16 protein-coding genes, 1 tRNA gene, 2 pseudogenes and 1 riboswitch are annotated in these 17,345 nt (G+C 39.2%); of the genes and pseudogenes, 4 read left to right on the forward strand and 15 right to left on the reverse strand.

The window, feature by feature from the left end; translation table 11 throughout:
- The 13 genes and pseudogenes from EJK17_RS11855 to trpS form a co-directional block, all read right to left on the reverse strand.
- Positions 1-416 (reverse strand): annotated as a pseudogene (locus EJK17_RS11855) (IS66 family transposase); the annotation flags it as partial.
- 15 nt (positions 417-431) lie between these two features.
- A pseudogene (tnpB, locus tag EJK17_RS11860) lies at positions 432-674 on the reverse strand (IS66 family insertion sequence element accessory protein TnpB); the annotation flags it as partial.
- 314 nt (positions 675-988) lie between these two features.
- Positions 989-2,374 (reverse strand): bifunctional UDP-N-acetylglucosamine diphosphorylase/glucosamine-1-phosphate N-acetyltransferase GlmU, encoded by a 1,386-nt coding sequence (glmU, locus tag EJK17_RS07905; protein ID WP_103661702.1) that lies wholly within the window; start codon positions 2,372-2,374, stop codon positions 989-991.
- A 45-nt stretch (positions 2,375-2,419) separates the two neighbouring features.
- On the reverse strand, positions 2,420-3,250 hold the full coding sequence (purR, locus tag EJK17_RS07910; protein WP_103661701.1) for a pur operon repressor: 831 nt from the start codon (positions 3,248-3,250) through the stop codon (positions 2,420-2,422).
- A gap of 108 nt (positions 3,251-3,358) precedes the next feature.
- On the reverse strand, positions 3,359-3,619 hold the full coding sequence (locus EJK17_RS07915) for a Veg family protein (protein ID WP_103661700.1): 261 nt from the start codon (positions 3,617-3,619) through the stop codon (positions 3,359-3,361).
- A gap of 75 nt (positions 3,620-3,694) precedes the next feature.
- Complete coding sequence (gene rsmA, locus EJK17_RS07920; protein ID WP_103661699.1) at positions 3,695-4,579, reverse strand: 16S rRNA (adenine(1518)-N(6)/adenine(1519)-N(6))-dimethyltransferase RsmA; 885 nt, start codon at positions 4,577-4,579, stop codon at positions 3,695-3,697.
- Complete coding sequence (gene rnmV / locus EJK17_RS07925) at positions 4,569-5,138, reverse strand: ribonuclease M5 (protein WP_103661698.1); 570 nt, start codon at positions 5,136-5,138, stop codon at positions 4,569-4,571. Before rnmV ends, rsmA begins: the two co-directional genes overlap by 11 nt.
- Positions 5,125-5,892, reverse strand: a complete 768-nt coding sequence (locus EJK17_RS07930; RefSeq protein WP_103661697.1) for a TatD family hydrolase — start codon at positions 5,890-5,892, stop codon at positions 5,125-5,127. The genes rnmV and EJK17_RS07930 overlap by 14 nt, the downstream gene beginning before the upstream one ends.
- Positions 5,892-7,868 (reverse strand): methionine--tRNA ligase, encoded by a 1,977-nt coding sequence (metG, locus tag EJK17_RS07935; RefSeq protein WP_103661696.1) that lies wholly within the window; start codon positions 7,866-7,868, stop codon positions 5,892-5,894. Before metG ends, EJK17_RS07930 begins: the two co-directional genes overlap by 1 nt.
- Positions 7,869-7,966: 98 nt before the next feature.
- Positions 7,967-10,654, reverse strand: coding sequence for a magnesium-translocating P-type ATPase (gene mgtA / locus EJK17_RS07940; protein ID WP_103661695.1), 2,688 nt, complete (start codon positions 10,652-10,654; stop codon positions 7,967-7,969).
- A gap of 79 nt (positions 10,655-10,733) precedes the next feature.
- Positions 10,734-10,897: riboswitch (M-box (ykoK) riboswitch) on the reverse strand.
- A gap of 50 nt (positions 10,898-10,947) precedes the next feature.
- Positions 10,948-11,583 (reverse strand): TPM domain-containing protein, encoded by a 636-nt coding sequence (locus EJK17_RS07945; protein ID WP_127796333.1) that lies wholly within the window; start codon positions 11,581-11,583, stop codon positions 10,948-10,950.
- Entirely contained in the window at positions 11,528-12,019 is a 492-nt protein-coding gene (locus EJK17_RS07950) for a deoxycytidylate deaminase (protein WP_103661694.1), read from the reverse strand. Before EJK17_RS07950 ends, EJK17_RS07945 begins: the two co-directional genes overlap by 56 nt.
- Positions 12,020-12,031: 12 nt before the next feature.
- A complete protein-coding gene (gene trpS, locus EJK17_RS07955) occupies positions 12,032-13,051 on the reverse strand; it encodes a tryptophan--tRNA ligase (protein ID WP_103661693.1) in 1,020 nt (339 codons plus the stop codon).
- A 130-nt stretch (positions 13,052-13,181) separates the two neighbouring features.
- Between trpS and EJK17_RS07960 the strand changes: the two genes are divergently transcribed.
- Complete coding sequence (locus tag EJK17_RS07960; protein ID WP_103661692.1) at positions 13,182-13,784, forward strand: SOS response-associated peptidase family protein; 603 nt, start codon at positions 13,182-13,184, stop codon at positions 13,782-13,784.
- Between the two features lie 41 nt (positions 13,785-13,825).
- Positions 13,826-13,896 (forward strand) — tRNA-Gly (locus EJK17_RS07965).
- A gap of 45 nt (positions 13,897-13,941) precedes the next feature.
- Here the strand turns inward: EJK17_RS07965 and EJK17_RS07970 are convergent.
- Both EJK17_RS07970 and greA read right to left on the reverse strand, forming a co-directional pair.
- The gene (locus tag EJK17_RS07970) at positions 13,942-14,604 is read right to left on the reverse strand and encodes a CPBP family intramembrane glutamic endopeptidase (RefSeq protein WP_103661691.1); all 663 of its coding nucleotides are present in this window, start codon (positions 14,602-14,604) and stop codon (positions 13,942-13,944) included.
- Between the two features lie 81 nt (positions 14,605-14,685).
- Entirely contained in the window at positions 14,686-15,147 is a 462-nt protein-coding gene (greA, locus tag EJK17_RS07975; RefSeq protein WP_103661690.1) for a transcription elongation factor GreA, read from the reverse strand.
- A 226-nt stretch (positions 15,148-15,373) separates the two neighbouring features.
- Here greA and EJK17_RS07980 point away from each other — a divergent pair, with 226 nt between their 5' ends.
- Positions 15,374-15,799, forward strand: coding sequence for an Hsp20/alpha crystallin family protein (locus tag EJK17_RS07980; protein ID WP_103661689.1), 426 nt, complete (start codon positions 15,374-15,376; stop codon positions 15,797-15,799).
- 156 nt (positions 15,800-15,955) lie between these two features.
- Positions 15,956-17,272 (forward strand): C1 family peptidase, encoded by a 1,317-nt coding sequence (locus EJK17_RS07985; RefSeq protein WP_103661688.1) that lies wholly within the window; start codon positions 15,956-15,958, stop codon positions 17,270-17,272.
- Positions 17,273-17,345 lie beyond the last annotated feature (73 nt).

Consider the following 17,345-nt stretch of genomic DNA (forward strand, 5'->3'; position numbering starts at 1 on the left):
TCAGCCTTATTGTTAGATAATTCTAAATGACCATCGAGCAAGACATGCTCAAAAGTAGCTTGATGCTTGAGGGTATAATTAATGGCTCTGCCCAACTTAGAACCTGGCAAAACGGTGGTTTTATTTTTCTCACACCAGTTGAAGAATTCTTACATCAGCGGCTTGAGTTTTGCTTGCCTTAGCTGGTAACGTTCTTGTTTGCTTAAATTTTCCCAGGTCCGCTCTAAGTAAAACATGCGATAGTTAAGCCCTTTTTGAGCAAGAGATTTTTGAGAAGCGGTTTGGGGCACGGCTTCATCAAACTTTCTTCTTACATGGGCCCAACAACCAACTAAAGTTGCTTTTGGCAATTGCTCGTAAGCCTGCCACATATCACAGTGCAGGTAACCAGGATAGTTTCCTAAGAAGTCTGAAGCTTGTACTTCACTTTGATTACTGGGCCAGTTCATTTTTCCATTTTCAAATCTTTTATAAAGTAGCCAGAAGCCTTGACCGTCCCAATAAAGGGCTTTGAAGCGATCTCTTCTGCCACCGCAGAAGAGAAAAAATTTACCACTAAATGGGTCAAGCTCAAACTGTTCTTTGATTAAAATTGCCAGACCATCAAGGCCTTTACGTAGGTCAGTCTTGCCACAAACGATGTAGACTTGACCTAAGTCACTAAGCCTAATCATGACAATACTTTCTCAGAAAGTTTATGCATAATTTCAGGATCTAAACTACTATAAAAGCTTAATTCAAAGTCATTCTTCTTCAAACTAAGCAATAGATTATTGCGAGGTGGACGGGCTTTCTTGGGTTTAGTCTAGTGTTCAAGTGCCACAATTGGCTGTTGTTTTTCAATCATATTCTTAACCTCCATCAATTTGATGAGATTAGAATACCTGAAAAATAAGGACTAAAACAGATACCTAGTTATATGACGCTTACCAACAGACAAAAAAGAACTTTTAACTGCTCAAATTGCAGTAAAAGTTCTTCATGTTGATTATTCCCATTCCTTGTCTTTAGAAAGAGGTAATTTATGCCAGTAATCTGGCTTATTAACTTGACGGCCGCGGCCAATAGCCATGTCGTACTTGTCAACATCCTTAGTTACAGTAGTATCAGCTGCAATAAAGGCATGATCAGCGACGTTAATTGGGGCAATTAATGTTGAACCGGCACCAATAAAAGCATGGTCACCAACGTTGGTATGGAACTTCTTAACCCCATCATAGTTAGAAAAGATAGTACCACAGCCAATATTAATATCCTTGCCCAAAGTTGCATCCCCAACATAAGTTAAGTGACCAACCTTAGTGTTTTCACCAATTTCAGCCTTCTTAATTTCAACAAAGTTACCAATATGAGCACCCTTGCGAATAATTGCCTTAGGACGAAGGTGAGAGTTAGGACCAATATCAGTATTGTCATCCATTTCAGCTTCTTCAATGGTTGAAGAAGTAATGGTTACACTGTTACCGATCTTAGAGTCCACAATTCGGGAACCACTAGTGATATAACAATCACTACCAATTTCTGTATGACCCTTAATGACCACGTTGCCTTCAATTACGGTATCGTTGCCAATCTTAACATCGCTATCAATATAAGCAGTCGCAGGATCAATAAAGGAAACTCCATTGCGCATGTGCTCTTCGTTAATCCGTTTTTGCATGATCTTAGTAGCTTGAGCTAAAGCAATCCGATCGTTAACGCCTAAGCTTTCGCTAAAGTCAGGCATCTTATAAGCACCAACGCGTTCGCCTTGATTACGCAAAATTTCCAAAACATCAGTTAAGTAATATTCACCTTGAGCATTGTTATTATCAACATGCTTTAAAGCTTCAAATAATTTTTGATTGTCAAAGCAAAAGACCCCAGTGTTAATTTCCTTTACTTTTAATTCTTCCGGATTACCGTCTTTTTGTTCAACAATCCGCAAAACGTTACCTTGATCGTCACGAATAATCCGACCGTAACCAAATGGATTTGGAGCGTCAGCTGTTAAAACTGTTGCCGCATTACCTTTTTCAGCGTGATAAGCAAACAAATTATTAAAAGTATCTGTTGTAAATAAAGGAGTATCACCAGTTACAACTAAAGTAGCACCTTCTTTATTGCCTAAAGCTTCTTTAGCAGTCATGACTGCATCCCCAGTACCTAATTGTTTTTCTTGAAAAGCAAACTCAGACTTACCATCTAAGACCTTTTCTACTTCACCGGCACCGGTACCAACGATGGTCACGATTTTGGCTGGGTTTACACCTTGAGCAGCATCAACGACATGTTCAACCATGCTTTTGCCACAAACTTTGTGTAAAACTTTGTACAACTTAGATTTCATACGTGTTCCCTTGCCTGCTGCAAGGACAACGACAAATTTTTCCATTACTTTAACCTCTTAATTATCAAAACTATGATCTAGTATAACATTTTAGAAACGGCTAAAATCAGTTTCCGTTAAGAAGTTACCAGGCTTAGAACTAATCACTTTTTCTTGTTGATTGATTTGATCAATCTTAATTAAGGACAAGTAGTCGCTAACTAACTTCTCCTTATCAAAGTCAGCTTCACATAAAACACAAATGCCGGTAATACTACCCTCAAATTCATGAACTAATTCTTGCATCCCGGTTAAAGTGCCGCCGCCCTTCATAAAGTCGTCAACAATTAACACATTAGAGCCCTTAGGTAAAGCTCTAGTTGGTAATTCCATCTTAGAAACTCGGTCAAGTGATGAAGAAATGTAGTTAACTGAAACAGTTGCCCCTTCAGTTACTTTAGAACGTTTACGCGCCGTAACAAATGGCACATTCAAATAACGCGCAACTGCTTGTGCTAAAGCAATTCCTTTTGTTTCAATGGTCATCACTGTGTCAACCTTGGCATAAGCATACCGGGTCGCAATCAGCTTACCAATTTGGCGTAAATCTTGTGGATTACCCAAAATATCAGATAAATAAACAAAGTTCCCTGGCAAAATCCGCTTAGGATCTTGAACTCGCACAGCTAAATCCTCCAAGTAATTTTCTGCATGTTCTTTACCCAAGTAAGGAATATATCTCACGCCACCTGCAGCGCCAGCGACAGTTTCCAAAATCCCATCTTGATTACCTGCTAAGGTGTGCTTTAAGATGGCTAAATCCTCTGAAATTGAAGACTTAGCAGCACCATAACGTTGAGCGAAAAAAGGCAATGAGATTAAGGTATGAGGACGTTCCATCAAATACTTGGTCATATCTACTAATCTTTCTGAACGTTTCATCTTATTTCCTTTCTAATGTTTGCTTTTGTCTTTTACAAATATACTCTAAAAGTAAAAAAAAAGCACTAACATTTTCTTGATGTTAATGCTTTTTCAAAAAATATTTAATTAGGCTTCCGCTGTTTCGGCCTCATCATCATCGAATTTTAAGGCAATATTCTTAGTTAAAAGATCAGTGTAACTATAAGAAACATGTTTAAAATTGTTTTGATCTTGGTCTAAATCTACTACGAAAACGGCTGGGAAAGTTTCTTTAAGAATTCCATGACGTTTCGTAATCTTCTTACGCCCCGCTTGAGCTACGACTGTTAAAGTATCGCCTAAGTGAGAATCCAACTGTTGTTTAATTGTATTAATTGATGTTGGCACTAAATAACAACTCCTTCGAGAACTATTTTAGCATAATTTAGCGCTAATATCAAGATTTTTTACCTATACAAATAGCTATTTAGCTGGTATTTCTTTAGCAATTTCAATGAATTGCGCAATCGTCAAATCTTCTGGACGTAAATGACCATCAATGCCTAAGCACTGCAGTAACTGCTTACGCTCATCCTTATCAGGAACCAAAGTCTTTAAGTTGTTATTTAGTGTTTTACGCCGCTGAGAAAAGCACATCTTAACTACCCAATTAAAATGCTCGCGATTACTAATTGCAGGCTTATCTGTTAGCGGTGTTAAGACGACGACACTTGAGTCAACCTTAGGCCGCGGCATAAAGGAATTGTGACTAACCGTCAACGCTAATTTAACCTGCATTTGCGTTTGCACAGCAATTGTCAACGGGCCAAAAGCCTTAGTGCCAGGTTTAGCTTCAAGGCGCTCTGCCACTTCTTTTTGCATCATTAACGTTAAACTGGCAAAATGCAAATCAGATTCAGCTAAGGCAAAAATAATCGGTGTCGTGATGTAATAAGGTAAATTAGCCACAACTTTAATTGGCTTACTAAAATCAAAAAAATCGCCAATATCTGCTTTAAAATCTGCTTTTAAGACATCCTTTAAGATCAACTTGAAGCGGTCAGCTAAACTAACACCATTGATCTTTTGCGGTAATTCGGTCTGCAAGATTGGTGGCAAACTATCGTCAACTTCATAAGCAAATACTTTTGCCCCAGCCAACAAGAGCTGCTCAGTCAGTGAACCAATCCCGGGACCAATTTCAATTACTTGATCATCTGCTTCAATTCCCGCAGCAGCAACAATCCCTAAAATTGCATTTTGATCGACCAAAAAGTTTTGGCCTAGATTCTTTTTAGCCTTTACAAAATAGCGGTTAACAATTGCTTGGGTTCTAACAGGTGAGCCAATTGGAATTTTACTTGCCATTTTTAACCTCCTTAACTGCTTCTTGCAGCTGGTCTAATGAAATACCAAAGGTTAACAAGCGGTCATAAAAAGTCTGAGAATTACCATAACCAACGCTAAGAATAATTCCGACTTGTTCACGCAATTTCTTAGCCCCTTGACCGCCAGCTAATCCCAGTTGCCGATAAGCCGCAGGAGTTAAATCACTCTTAGCAGCTTCAACTTCATGCAAGTCACTTAAAGCCCGCTCAAGTGCCTCTTTTGAAGCATGTTCTACCCCTAAACTGTTACCCCTTTTTTCGGGTTCGCCTTCTTTACGAGAAATAAAAGCCTGCTTGGCAGTAGGCACCGCTTCAGAAACTAACCTCCGAATTCGTTCACCGTTAAAATCTGGATCAGTAAAAATAATGATCTCGCGGCTTTGACTTAATTTCTTTAATTCAGCCAGTGTTTTCTTAGAAACAGCCGAGCCATTTGTTTCAAAAGTTTCAATTCCAGGGAAAAATTGCTTTAAACGTATTGTATCGTCTTTCCCTTCAACGACCACAACCGCATTAAAATTCTTTTTATTCAAGACCATAAATTCTCACAGTATTTGCATAAGTAGCCTGTGCTACTTCTTCTAGTGAAATATCCTTTAATTCGGCAATTGCCTCAGCGACATAACGAACATAGCCTGGTTCATTTTGCCGGCCACGATAAGGCTTAGGCGTCAAATACGGCGCATCGGTTTCAACCATAAAGCGATCCATTGGGACAGCTTTAGCACTTTCATGCACTTCAGTTGCTTTGGTAAAAGAAACCACACCAGAGTAAGAGAAGTACACATTTAAGTCCAAAAACTTATTTAACCAATCAACTCCGCCATTGAAGCTGTGCAAAATTGCGCCGTATTCAAGATTGCTATTTTTCAAAATCTCATAACAATCTGGAAAAGCATCCCGCGTATGAATATCAACCGGCATTTTTAAATCATGGGCTACTTCAATTTGCCGCGCAAAAACTTCCCGTTGCTTATCATGGGGCGACTCATCCCAATAATAATCCAGTCCTACTTCACCTAACGCCACGACTTTAGGTTCTTGCAGCTGTTTAACTAATACGTCTTCTGCTGCTTGATTGTAGTCTTTAGCAATATCAGGGTTAAGTCCAACCATGGCATAGACATTATCAAATTTATGAGCTAAATCGATGGCCCGCTCATTAAAGTCAGGATCCTGTCCTGCACAAATAATCTTGGTTACCCCAAGTGCTTTAGCGCGTTCAAGATAATATTGTTCTTTACCGCGAAATGGTTCGTCATTCAGGTGTGTATGATTATCAATAATTTCCATTAACCTAATTCAGCTCCAACTGGATGTTCATCACCAACGATCGCTAATTTAACTTCGCCATCTTTTTCACTTGATAACAACATGCCTTCACTAAGATGACCTAACATCTTCCGTGGCTTCAAGTTAGTTACAGCTAAGACCTTCTTATCAAGTAATTCACTAGCATCTGGGTAAAACTTACGGATACCACTTAGAATTTGCCGTTCCTTACCATCGCCAAAGTCTAGCTTAAACATTAAGAGCTTATTTGAGCCTTTAACTGGTTCAACAGCTAAAACTTGACCAACTTGAATCTTCACCTTATCAAAGTCATCGATGGTAATTTCGTTGCCTTGCTTTTGTTCACTTCTAGTGGTCTTCTTTGGCTTAGCTTTAGCCATTTCGTCCTTGATGTACTTAACTTCTTCGTCGGCCTTAAGTCTTGGGAAAATTGGCTTTGGCTTTTCAACTACCTTAGTGTTCCAAGCAAAATCGCCAAAAGCTAAGTTTCTTTGGTCATGATCACCCCAGTTTAAACCAAGTTGATAGAACATCTTAGGTGCAGTTTCAGTCATGACCGGATAAATCATAATGGCAATTAAGCGTAAACTTTCAGCTAAATTGCTCATAACATGAGACAATTCATCCTTCTTAGCTTCCTTGTTCAAAACCCAAGGAGTGGTTTCATCAATATACTTATTAGCCCGGGAAACTAACTTCCAAATACTGTCTAAAGCTTGAGAGAAGTGTAATTCATCCATTTGACTGCGGTAATCAGCAATTACACTAGCAGCTGTATCAACCAATTCTTTACCAAACTTGTCTTGAGCAACTGGAACAGGAGCTACTTGACCTGCTTGGTATTGGTTAATCATGGAAACAGTCCGGTTAAGTAAATTACCAAGGTCATTAGCCAAGTCATAATTGATTCTTTCAACAAAGTCTTCTGGCGTAAAAATACCGTCAGCACCAAATGGTAATGCCCGCATTAAGTAGTAACGCAATGGATCAACACCATAACGGCTTGTAAGTGATTCTGGGTAAACAGCATTTCCCTTTGACTTAGACATCTTACCGTTTTTCATTAAGACCCAGCCATGACCAATAATGTGCTTAGGTAGTGGCAAACCAAGAGCCATTAACATAATTGGCCAGTAAATGGTGTGGAAACGGACGATTTCCTTCCCTACCAAGTGCACATCAGCAGGCCAATATTTCTTAAACAAAGAATCATCATCTGAGCCATAACCTAAAGCGGTAATATAGTTAGACAAAGCATCGATCCAAACATAAACCACGTGCTTAGGATCGCTTGGAACAGGAATGCCCCAGTCGACCGTTGTCCGCGTAACGGATAGATCTTCAAGGCCAGGCTTGATGAAGTTATTAAGCATTTCCTTTTCACGAGAATGAGGCAAGATAAATTCAGGATGCTCTTTGTAGTATTCAACCAAACGATCTGCATACTTACTCATCTTGAAGAAGTATGATGGTTCTTTAACTAAGCGAACTTCATGGCCACTTGGTGCCTTACCACCAATGACATTACCATCATCATCTTTATAAACTTCGGCAAGTTGTGATTCAGTAAAGTATTCTTCATCTTCAACTGAATACCAACCAGTATATTCACCTAAGTAAATATCGCCTTGCTTTAATAACTTTTCAAAAATCTTTTGCACAGCTTGGACGTGTTCTTTGTCAGTAGTTCTAATGAACTTGTCGTAAGAAATATCTAAGCTCTTCCATAACTTCTTGTATGAAGAAGCCATCTTATCGACAAATTCTTGTGGTCTAATTCCTTGAGCTTCAGCCTTTTGTTCAATCTTTAAACCGTGTTCATCAGTCCCAGTTAAAAAGAAAGTGTCATAACCTTGACTACGCTTGTAACGTGCCATAGTATCGGCAGCAATTGTGGTATAAGCATTCCCAATGGTTAATCGACCAGATGGGTAATAAATTGGGGTTGTAATATAAAAAGTATTCTTATCAGCCATACTTAAAATTCGTCTCCTTAAATGAAATAAATCTTACCTACCATCATACACCATCGAAAAAGCGTCTGGGAAGGATAATTCCTAGACGCTTCAAAATTTTAAATTAAGAACTTTTCTTTGCGTAAATAAAGTTTCTTCACAATGGCCATTAATAAAATATCAAGCACCATCAGCAGTAAGACGTACCACAAATAACTTGAAGGAATTGGACCAAAATTCAAGATTTTAGCAATCCCAGAAAATGGAATGACGGTGCCAATCACGCCGGCCGCAAAGGTAGTAGCAATCACAATCCAAGCCGCATGTTGCCTGATAAATGGAAAACGCCGCTCACGAATATTGTGAATGATTAATTCTTGCACCCATAAGCTTTCAATAAACCAACCAGTGTAAAAGGTCGTGGCAAACAGCATTTGCCCACTAGCAGACAAAGATTGATAACTTCCACCTGCCACGAATGGACAAATAAAGAAGAATAATAGACCAAAATTAAGCAGATCAATTACTGTCGATACCGGTCCAAAAGTAAACATAAATTTAGGCAAGCGTGACAAGCCCCATGTTCGTGGTGTTTGTAAGTAATTATTGGGCATCTTGTCAAACGGAATCACTAAACAGCTTAAACTGTAAATCAAATTAAGCAAAACGAGCTGCAAGGACATCATTGGCATAAACGGTAGTAACAAAGAGCCAATTAAAATCGAAAGTGAATTGCCAAAAGAAGAAGTCAGAATTACTTTAAAGTATTTCACAATATTACCGTAAACATTCCGGCTTACTCGCACCGCTTCTTCATAAAGGGCCAAGTCTTTATGCAGCAAAATCACATTCGCAGTTTCTTTAGCACTATCTACTGCACTATCCACTGACACCGCTACATCCGCCAGTCGCATGGCAGGATCATCGTTAATCCGGTCCCCCACGTAACTAATCACATGCCCATTCCGCTTTAAGAGGCGGATAATTTGCGTTTTTAATTCTGGCGTTAATTCAACGAAGATATTACTCTCTTCTACCATTTGCGCCATTTCTTCAGTGCTTTTACCTTCAAAGTCCTCAGCTGAATAAACGGTATCAACATTTAGCCCAACTTGCAGACCTAAAGTCCGTGTCACCGCTTCGTTATCACCGGTTAGAATTTTGACGGCAATTCCGTCCCGTTGCAATTTGGCTAAGGTTGCCCGTGAACTTTCCTTTGGTGGATCAAGGAAGGTTAAGAAACCTACCACCGTCAGATCATTTTCGTCTTCAACTGAAAATTCTCCTACTGGAGCTGGGTGACGCCGATAAGCTAAAAGCAAAACCCGCAAGCCATCATCGTTTAAGCTTTCAACTTGCGCCAAGACTTGCGCTTTACGCTCTGGCGTTAATGGTAAAACTTGCCCATTTAATTCCATCTTAGTTGACACAGCCAAAACTTCTTCAGCTGCCCCTTTAGTTAAAAGCAGGTGTTCACCGTGGTTTTCATCAGAATTTGCCACTACAACACTCATCCGCCGCCGGTTATAGTCAAAAGGAATTTCATCGATCTTGTTGTAATCACGTTGAATATCATCAACATCCAACTCATCGCCAGCCGCTTCAATGACCGCTTCATCAATCAGGTCTTTCATCCCTGTTTGGTAATAAGCATTTAAATAAGCTAGTTTTAACACCCGGTTAGTTTCATGCATGGCTAAATCGTAGTGCCGCTCCAGCATTACTCGATCTTGAGTTAAGAAGCCAGTCTTTTCAGTACATAGGACATCAGTTGAACCCATGCTTTGAATCGAGGCCATCTTCTTAATGACTGCCCCGCCCTTAGCCATTTCACTGCTACCTTTAACCAAATTAGAAGTAACAATCGCTGGCAACATTTCCGGCGTTAAGCCAACAGCTACCGCCATTGCAAACACCAGTGACCCTAGCCAATCTTGTTTAGTTAAACCGTTGAGTAAGAAAGTTAAACTGCCGACTACGACCGTCAAAGTCATCAATAACTTAGTAATACTCTTAATTCCGATACTAAAAGTATTCCTTCTAATTTGCTTGCGATTAGCAATGCGAATTTCATGACCAAAAGCTGTATGTTCACCAGTTGCAAAGACAACCCCCGCCCCAGAACCAGAAACGATAGTTGTTCCTTCATATAAAATATTAGGATAATTTAAATAATTATCTACTTGATCAAAACACGGAATCTTAGTCGCAATCTTTTCTACGGGATTGAAATCGCCATTGATCGCACTTGTTGAGCAAAAGAGGTCTTTACTTCTTAATAAGCGCATGTCAGCTGGTACCATATCACCAGCCGCTAGATTAATGACATCCCCGACTACCACTTGGTTAGTTGGTAATTCTTGATCCTCATTATCGCGCTTGACATTAGTTGTGACCGATACCATCTGCAGCATATTATCAACCGCATCAGAGGCCTTAAGATTTTGGACAAATTTAATAATCCCGGCAATAATCACCATTGCCAAAACGATAATTGCCGTACTGATATTTGCTTGACTACTCGGAATTACATCCGTCACAAATAAAATGACCGCTAAGCCAAAAAGTACAATCGTAAATGGGGTTAAAAATGCTTCAATGAAAAAGTGCCACTTTGAATCATTCTTTTTAGTATTAACTTCATTTGCCCCATATTCTTCGCGATTAATGTTTGCTTGTCTAGTCGACAATCCTTCCGCACTGGCATGAAGCCTCGCTAAAGTTTCGACGCGCGTTTCACGAGCAATTCTTTTAACTAATTGTAGGTCAGGATTCTTTCCTTTTCGCGCCATTTTTACATTTAGCATTGTTTCTCCTCCCTCTTGGCTGAGCAAACAAACTAAAAAGCCACCTGCTAACTGCAGGTGACTTCATGCCAAACAAGGCTTCTTATACTCGTCGTTCAGTTTTAACACTACGTGACGTAAGCACATGCTAGCTATCTGGATCTCGCCTTAAGTCGACGACAACTATTTAACCCGTTGGCATCTCTAGATGTTTCCGGGCGATAGCGTGTGTTCACGTAGGAGTCTCACCTAACAGTTCATTTGCTAAAATATCCATCAATGAGTGTAATACTCAAAGGAAGCTTTCGTCAACTTTAATCATTTTTTTGTTTACGCACGCGCCCCAAAAAGTAAATCAAAGCCATCACAATTACGGCTAAAGCTAAGGCTAATGGCAAGGCCACGCGGTGCGGATGACTAATCCGATCTTGTTCTTCGTTAGTTAAGTCATATTTGTCAAAAGCGTACTGATATTGTTGATCTATTTTAGTCGCACAAGCTCTAAAAACAAGCCGCAAGCCTTTATTAAAGGTGGCTTTTTGGGGGCTACGTAAGTCATTTGCAGCCGCCCGCAAAATATTCATACGCGTATCGGCAGTAAAAGCACCATGCAGATCTTTAGAAGAAAAAATCTGCACATTCCGCTTTTTCCCTTTAGCACCCACTACAATATAACAAATCCGCTTAGTTGCATTTAACTTGCGCGGCGTTAACTTATTAAGACGCTTGACCGTAATGACCGCAATTTGTGGTTGTTCTTTAGTCTGCCAATAGCGATTATTCTTTTCTTGAATTAACTGCCGCGTTTGGCGATCTAACAGGTTAGCATTATCACTAATATTAGGCTGCACAAAAGCTGACATAGTTAGAAAAATGGTGCCTAAAGCCAATAAGCTAATGAGAATTTTCGTCTTCGGCTTTTTCCAAATTGTGTGCCAGACTTTCAACATACTTTCGGTCAATCTTAATCTGTTCATACGCTACCCCGCAATCATGCAATAATTGAATCGCTAATGGATTATCACGATAGTCAAAATAATAGTTTATCTTTTTAACACCGGCTTGCAATAAAGCTTTAGTACAGTTATAGCAAGGAAAGTGTGTTACATAAATTTCGGTATTATCCGTCGAAACTCCATTTTTTGCACACTGAATTAAAGAATTCATTTCTGAATGAATTGTTCTAACGCAGTGTCCATCAACCATTTGGTGACCCACATCATCACAATGCGGTTGGCCTGAAATTGAGCCATTATAACCTGTACCAATGATGCGATTATCTTTAACTAGGACACTGCCTACTAAAGCTCGGTTACAAGTTGAGCGCTGAGCGATGACTAGCGCCTGCATCATAAAGTATTGTTTCCAAGGGATGCGATCATGCATGAGGCTTACCTCTTATCTATCAAAGTAATTCAAACCGATGGCGTTTCTAACTTCTTGCAAAGTTTGGTTAGCCTTTTGGTTAGCCTTCTTTGAACCTTCTAACAACATTTCATAAACAGCATCTTCATCTTGAGCATACTTTTCGCGACGTTCACGAATTGGAGCTAATTCTGCTTCTAATACCATGTTTAAGTAACGTTTAATCTTCACATCACCTAAACCACCCTTTTGGTATTGCGCTTTAAGTTCTGCTACTTTGTCTTTATCTGGATCAAAAACATCAAGGTAAGTAAAGACAGTGTTACCTTCAACTTTACCTGGATCTTCAACGTGAACATGGTCTGGGTCAGTGTACATTGACATGACTTTCTTTTGCACAGTTTTAGCGTCATCTGACAGATAGATGCAGTTACCAAGAGACTTAGACATCTTAGCATTCCCATCAAGTCCTGGAAGTCGACCTGAACCCTTAGCTGGGAAATAGCCTTTAGGTTCAACCAAAATATCAGTATTGTAAACCCGGTTGAAAGTTCTCACAATTTCACGAGTTTGTTCAAGCATTGGTTCCTGGTCATCCCCAACCGGAACAATTGTTGCCTTAAAAGCAGTAATATCGGCAGCTTGAGAAACTGGATAGTTCAAAAAGCCAACTGGAATTGAATCTTTGAAGCCCTTTTGCTTGATTTCAGTTTTAACAGTTGGGTTTCTTTCAAGCCGAGCTACTGTTACTAAGTCCATGTAGTAAGCAGTTAATTCAAATAAAGCAGGAATTTGTGATTGCACAAAAACCGTTGACTTACTTGGATCAATTCCAACTGCTAAGTAATCTAAAGCTACTTGAACTAAAGAATTCCGAATCTTTTCTGGATCACGCGCATTATCAGTTAAAGCTTGCGTATCCGCAATCATGATGTAAGGCTCATACTTGTCTTCATTTTGTAACTTAACCCGGTTCTTTAATGAGCCGATATAGTGACCAATATGCAATTTACCGGTAGGACGGTCACCTGTTAATAAGATTTCTTTTGCCATAGTGTTACTTCCTTTTCTTTAATTTGTGTAAAAGTTTTTGTTCTCTTATAATTACCCTTCATTTTAGCAAAAAAGCGCCCATGATTAAACTAAGCGGCGAATCAGGTACAATATCATTGAGGTGAGAAAAATGTGTAACCAATTTCGCGTTCCCAGTTTAAGTGAGATTGCGCAATATTTGAAAAAGGATCTAGTTCTTCCTTTAGTTGAGCCTAACTTTACTAGTGAAGCCCAAGATATTTATCCTAAGAGTGTCGCCCCAGTTTTGCTTTATCAAGATGGAAAATTACAATTAGTGCAAAAGAGCTGGGGTTATCCTAGTCCAGTTGATCAAAATAAGCCCGTCTTTAATGCACGGATTGAACGTTTCTATGAGCAAAAAACTTCCATGTGGGATAAATCCTTTGCCCGGCAGCGCTGCCTAATTATTGCCCAAGAATTCTTTGAATCTAGTAAACAAACTTACAAGACAAATAATGACCGCACTTATCATGACCGCTACAGCTTCAGTAATCCTGAGCAGCCATTAACGTTAATTGCTGGCATTTATGACCAAGATTATTTTTCCATGGTTACTACCCAGCCGAATAGCGATATGCAAGCCATTCATAATCGCATGCCATTAGTCATCCAGCCGAGTGAATTACGACAATGGCTTTTTCAAAACTTTACTAGTTTAATTGACCGCAGTAATTTTTCTTTAACGGTAACCAAGCAAGCTCGAAAAAATTAGCTTGGCGCCTATTAAAATTAATGATAGAATAAAAGCATACTGCGGGTATAGTTAAATGGTAGAACGACAGCTTCCCAAGCTGTAGATGCGGGTTCGATTCACGCTATCCGCTTATATCAAAAAATCCTAGGACAATTTGTCCTAGGATTTTTTCTTTCTAAGTCATAATCACAGTTAACAGAGCGCTAACTACTGCCAAATAAATTGGTAACCACATCGTCTGCGTATATAGATACGACCAAGCAAATAAACAACCATATAAAAAATCAATTACTAGTAAAGGTAATGACGGTTGGAAACCAAGAATCGTAAAGATTAAACCTGAACTGACAATTCCTAAAATTCCTGCTATCTGGCTGTTTTCTCTAAAAGCATAATTAAATAAAAAGCCGGTCGCTAAAAATTCCTGCAAAATCGGTAAAACCACACCAACTGCTAAAATTAGGAACCAAAACATGCTACTAGATTCATGTTTCAAATAGCTAATCTGAAAGCTGTACCAACTAATCCGATTATAGGACTGTAAGTACATTACGCCAATTCGCGTTGCTACTACAGCTAAAGTTAAACCGATAATCAGACCAAAATCACTTAGCCATGGAATGTAGTAATCACGAGCAAAGAAGCGTTGTTCTCGATTAAAGCGATAAATATAAAACAAAAGCACCATCGCTGCGACTAGGAAAAATAAAATTAAATCCCAGATGTGCAACAAGGCCTTTTGGGTAACCAACTTAATTACGCCAATTGCCATTAAATAACCAACAACATAGACGCTATAGCGAATCAGGTTACCCTCTCTTGATTCGGGCGTATTCAAACTGTTCAACTCCTCTTTGCTTGGTAATACCTTACAAAATACACATTATAGCAAAAAAGTTAATACGAAGAAACTGTGCTTCTACTTAACTTCCACAATTGTAACCTGATACTCACCAGCAGGAGCTGCAACCGTAGCAGTCACGCCTGCCTTCTTTTTCATAATTGCTTGTCCTAAAGGCGAATCAAAGGCAATTTTACCTTTAGCCAAATCAGCTTCCATGCGGCCCACAATCTTGTATTCTTCGGTGTCTTCATCATCGTCAAACTTTAAGATAACGGTTCGCCCTAAATTAACTTCACCATTGTCTTCACTTTTGACAACTTCGGCGTATTTTAATTGCTTACCTAAATAGCGTAACCGGCTCTGCAAGTGCCCTAAATCACGCTTAGCTTCTGTATATTCAGTGTTTTCTGATAAGTCGCCCATTGAACGCGCCTGCTGCAAGATTTTAATCCGGCGCGGACGGTCCTTTTTTAACCGAGCAATTTCATCTTCAATTTCTTGATACCCTTCTGGGGTCATTTTTTGATAATAAACCATGTTAAATTTACACTTTCACTTTTTCTTGTCTCGATTTTAGCAAATTATCCACAAGCAATGAAGCTTAATTTACTAACTTTTTCTAATTATTTTTAGCACTATACGTTTTAGAGTGCTAAATAGTTTAATTTTCACAATAACTGACTACAATAATCAGTGTAAGGAAAAAGAAATACGCTACCGGTTTCCCTACTGAATAAGAAATAAACGAAAGGAAGTTTTGGATATGACAAACGAAATGATGAAACGCCGTAACGATCTCTTCGATGCAATGAATGATTGGTTCAGTTTCCCAAAGAACTTCTTTGATGACACAGAAATTAATAATATTATGCAAGCTGATGTTGCAGAAAACGATAAAGAATATACTGTGAAAATTGACATGCCTGGTTTAGACAAGGACAAGATTAAATTAAGCTACAACGATGGCATCTTAAGAGTCGCTGCAACGAGAAAATCATTTAAAGATGAAAGCGATAAAGATACCAATATTATCCACCAAGAAAGAAGTGTCGGTCACATCGCTCGGAACTTTAGATTAACAAATGTAGTTGCAAATCAGATTCATGCAAAGTATGATGATGGTGTATTGACTGTCACCCTGCCAAAGCAAACTGCGGACAGCAGTGACAGTTCAATTCAAATTGATTAATTTATAGATTATTGCAAGAAGTCCGTATAAGTTGTCAATTTTAATAATTCTCTAAAGAAAGTGGGTTCAGTTTCTGGATCCACTTTTCTTTTTGACCAAAATAGCCTAAAATAGAAGTTAATTTAAGAAAAAATTAAAAAATAAAGGAGAACTTTTATGGCTCATAAATTAACTTTACAAGAACTTGATGAATTCTCAAAAGAATTCAACCAAGACCCTCAAAACCAAGTCATCGCCCGTGCTGCTGGCCGCAGCGGTGTACTTGAAGCTTCATACAACGATCGCGTTGAAGCTAAATTAAACCGCGTTTTCTCAACTGAATTAGATACTGATAATGTTACTAACCAAAAGCACTCAGGCCGTTGCTGGTTATTTGCGACCTTGAACGTTTTACGCCACGCCTTTGGTAAGAAATACAAGGCTAAGAACTTCACCTTCTCTCAAGCTTACAACTTCTTCTGGGACAAGATTGAACGGGCTAACATCTTTTATGATGCGATTTTAGCAACTGCTGACAAGCCCCTTGATTCACGTGAAGTTAAGTCAAACTTAGACTTTGCAGGTGGTGACGGTGGTCAGTTCCACATGGCTGCAGCTTTAGTTGAAAAATACGGTGTTGTTCCTTCATACGCTATGCCAGAAAATGCCAACACCAACAACACTACTGGCTTTGCGACTGTTCTTGGTGACAAGCTAAAGAAAGATGCTTTAGTTTTACGTAAGTTAAAGCAAGCAGGTAAAGACGACGAAATCGAAGAAACCCGTAAGAAGTTCTTGAGTGAGGTTTACCGCATGACTGCCATTGCCGTTGGTGAACCACCTAAGAAGTTTGATCTTGAATACCGCGATGATGACAAGAACTACCACTTGGAAAAGAACTTAACTCCAACTGAATTCTTACACAAGTATTTAGGCGATGTTGATCTTGATGATTACGTTGTTTTAACTAACGCTCCTGACCATGAATATAACAAGTTATACGGTTTACCAGGTGAAGATAACGTCGAAGGTTCATACCGCATCAAATTATTAAACGTCCCAATGGAATACCTGACTAGTGCAGCTATTGCGCAATTAAAGGATGGCGAAGGTGTTTGGTTCGGTAACGATGTCTTACGTCAAATGGACCGTAAGACTGGTTATCTTGATACTAACTTGTACAAGCTCGATGACTTGTTTGGCGTTGACCTTAAGATGAGCAAGGCTGACCGTTTAAGAACCGGTGTCGGAATGGTTTCTCACGCTATGACCTTAGTTGGTGTTGACGAAGACAATGGCGATATTCGTCAATGGAAAGTTGAAAACTCATGGGGTGATAAGTCTGGTGCTAAGGGCTTCTACGTAATGAGTAACGACTGGTTCAACGACTACGTTTACGAAGTTGTTGTCCACAAGAAGTACTTAACTGATGAACAAAGAAAGCTGGCTGAAGGCCCAATTACTGACTTACCACTTTGGGACTCACTTGCTTAATTACAACAACTAAAAAAATCACAAACAAATAACCTAGGAAATTTTTCCTAGGTTATTTTTGTTGACTATTTTA

Origin of the sequence: Lactobacillus xujianguonis, from assembly GCF_004009905.1 — a bacterium.
Lineage (GTDB): Bacteria > Bacillota > Bacilli > Lactobacillales > Lactobacillaceae > Lactobacillus > Lactobacillus xujianguonis.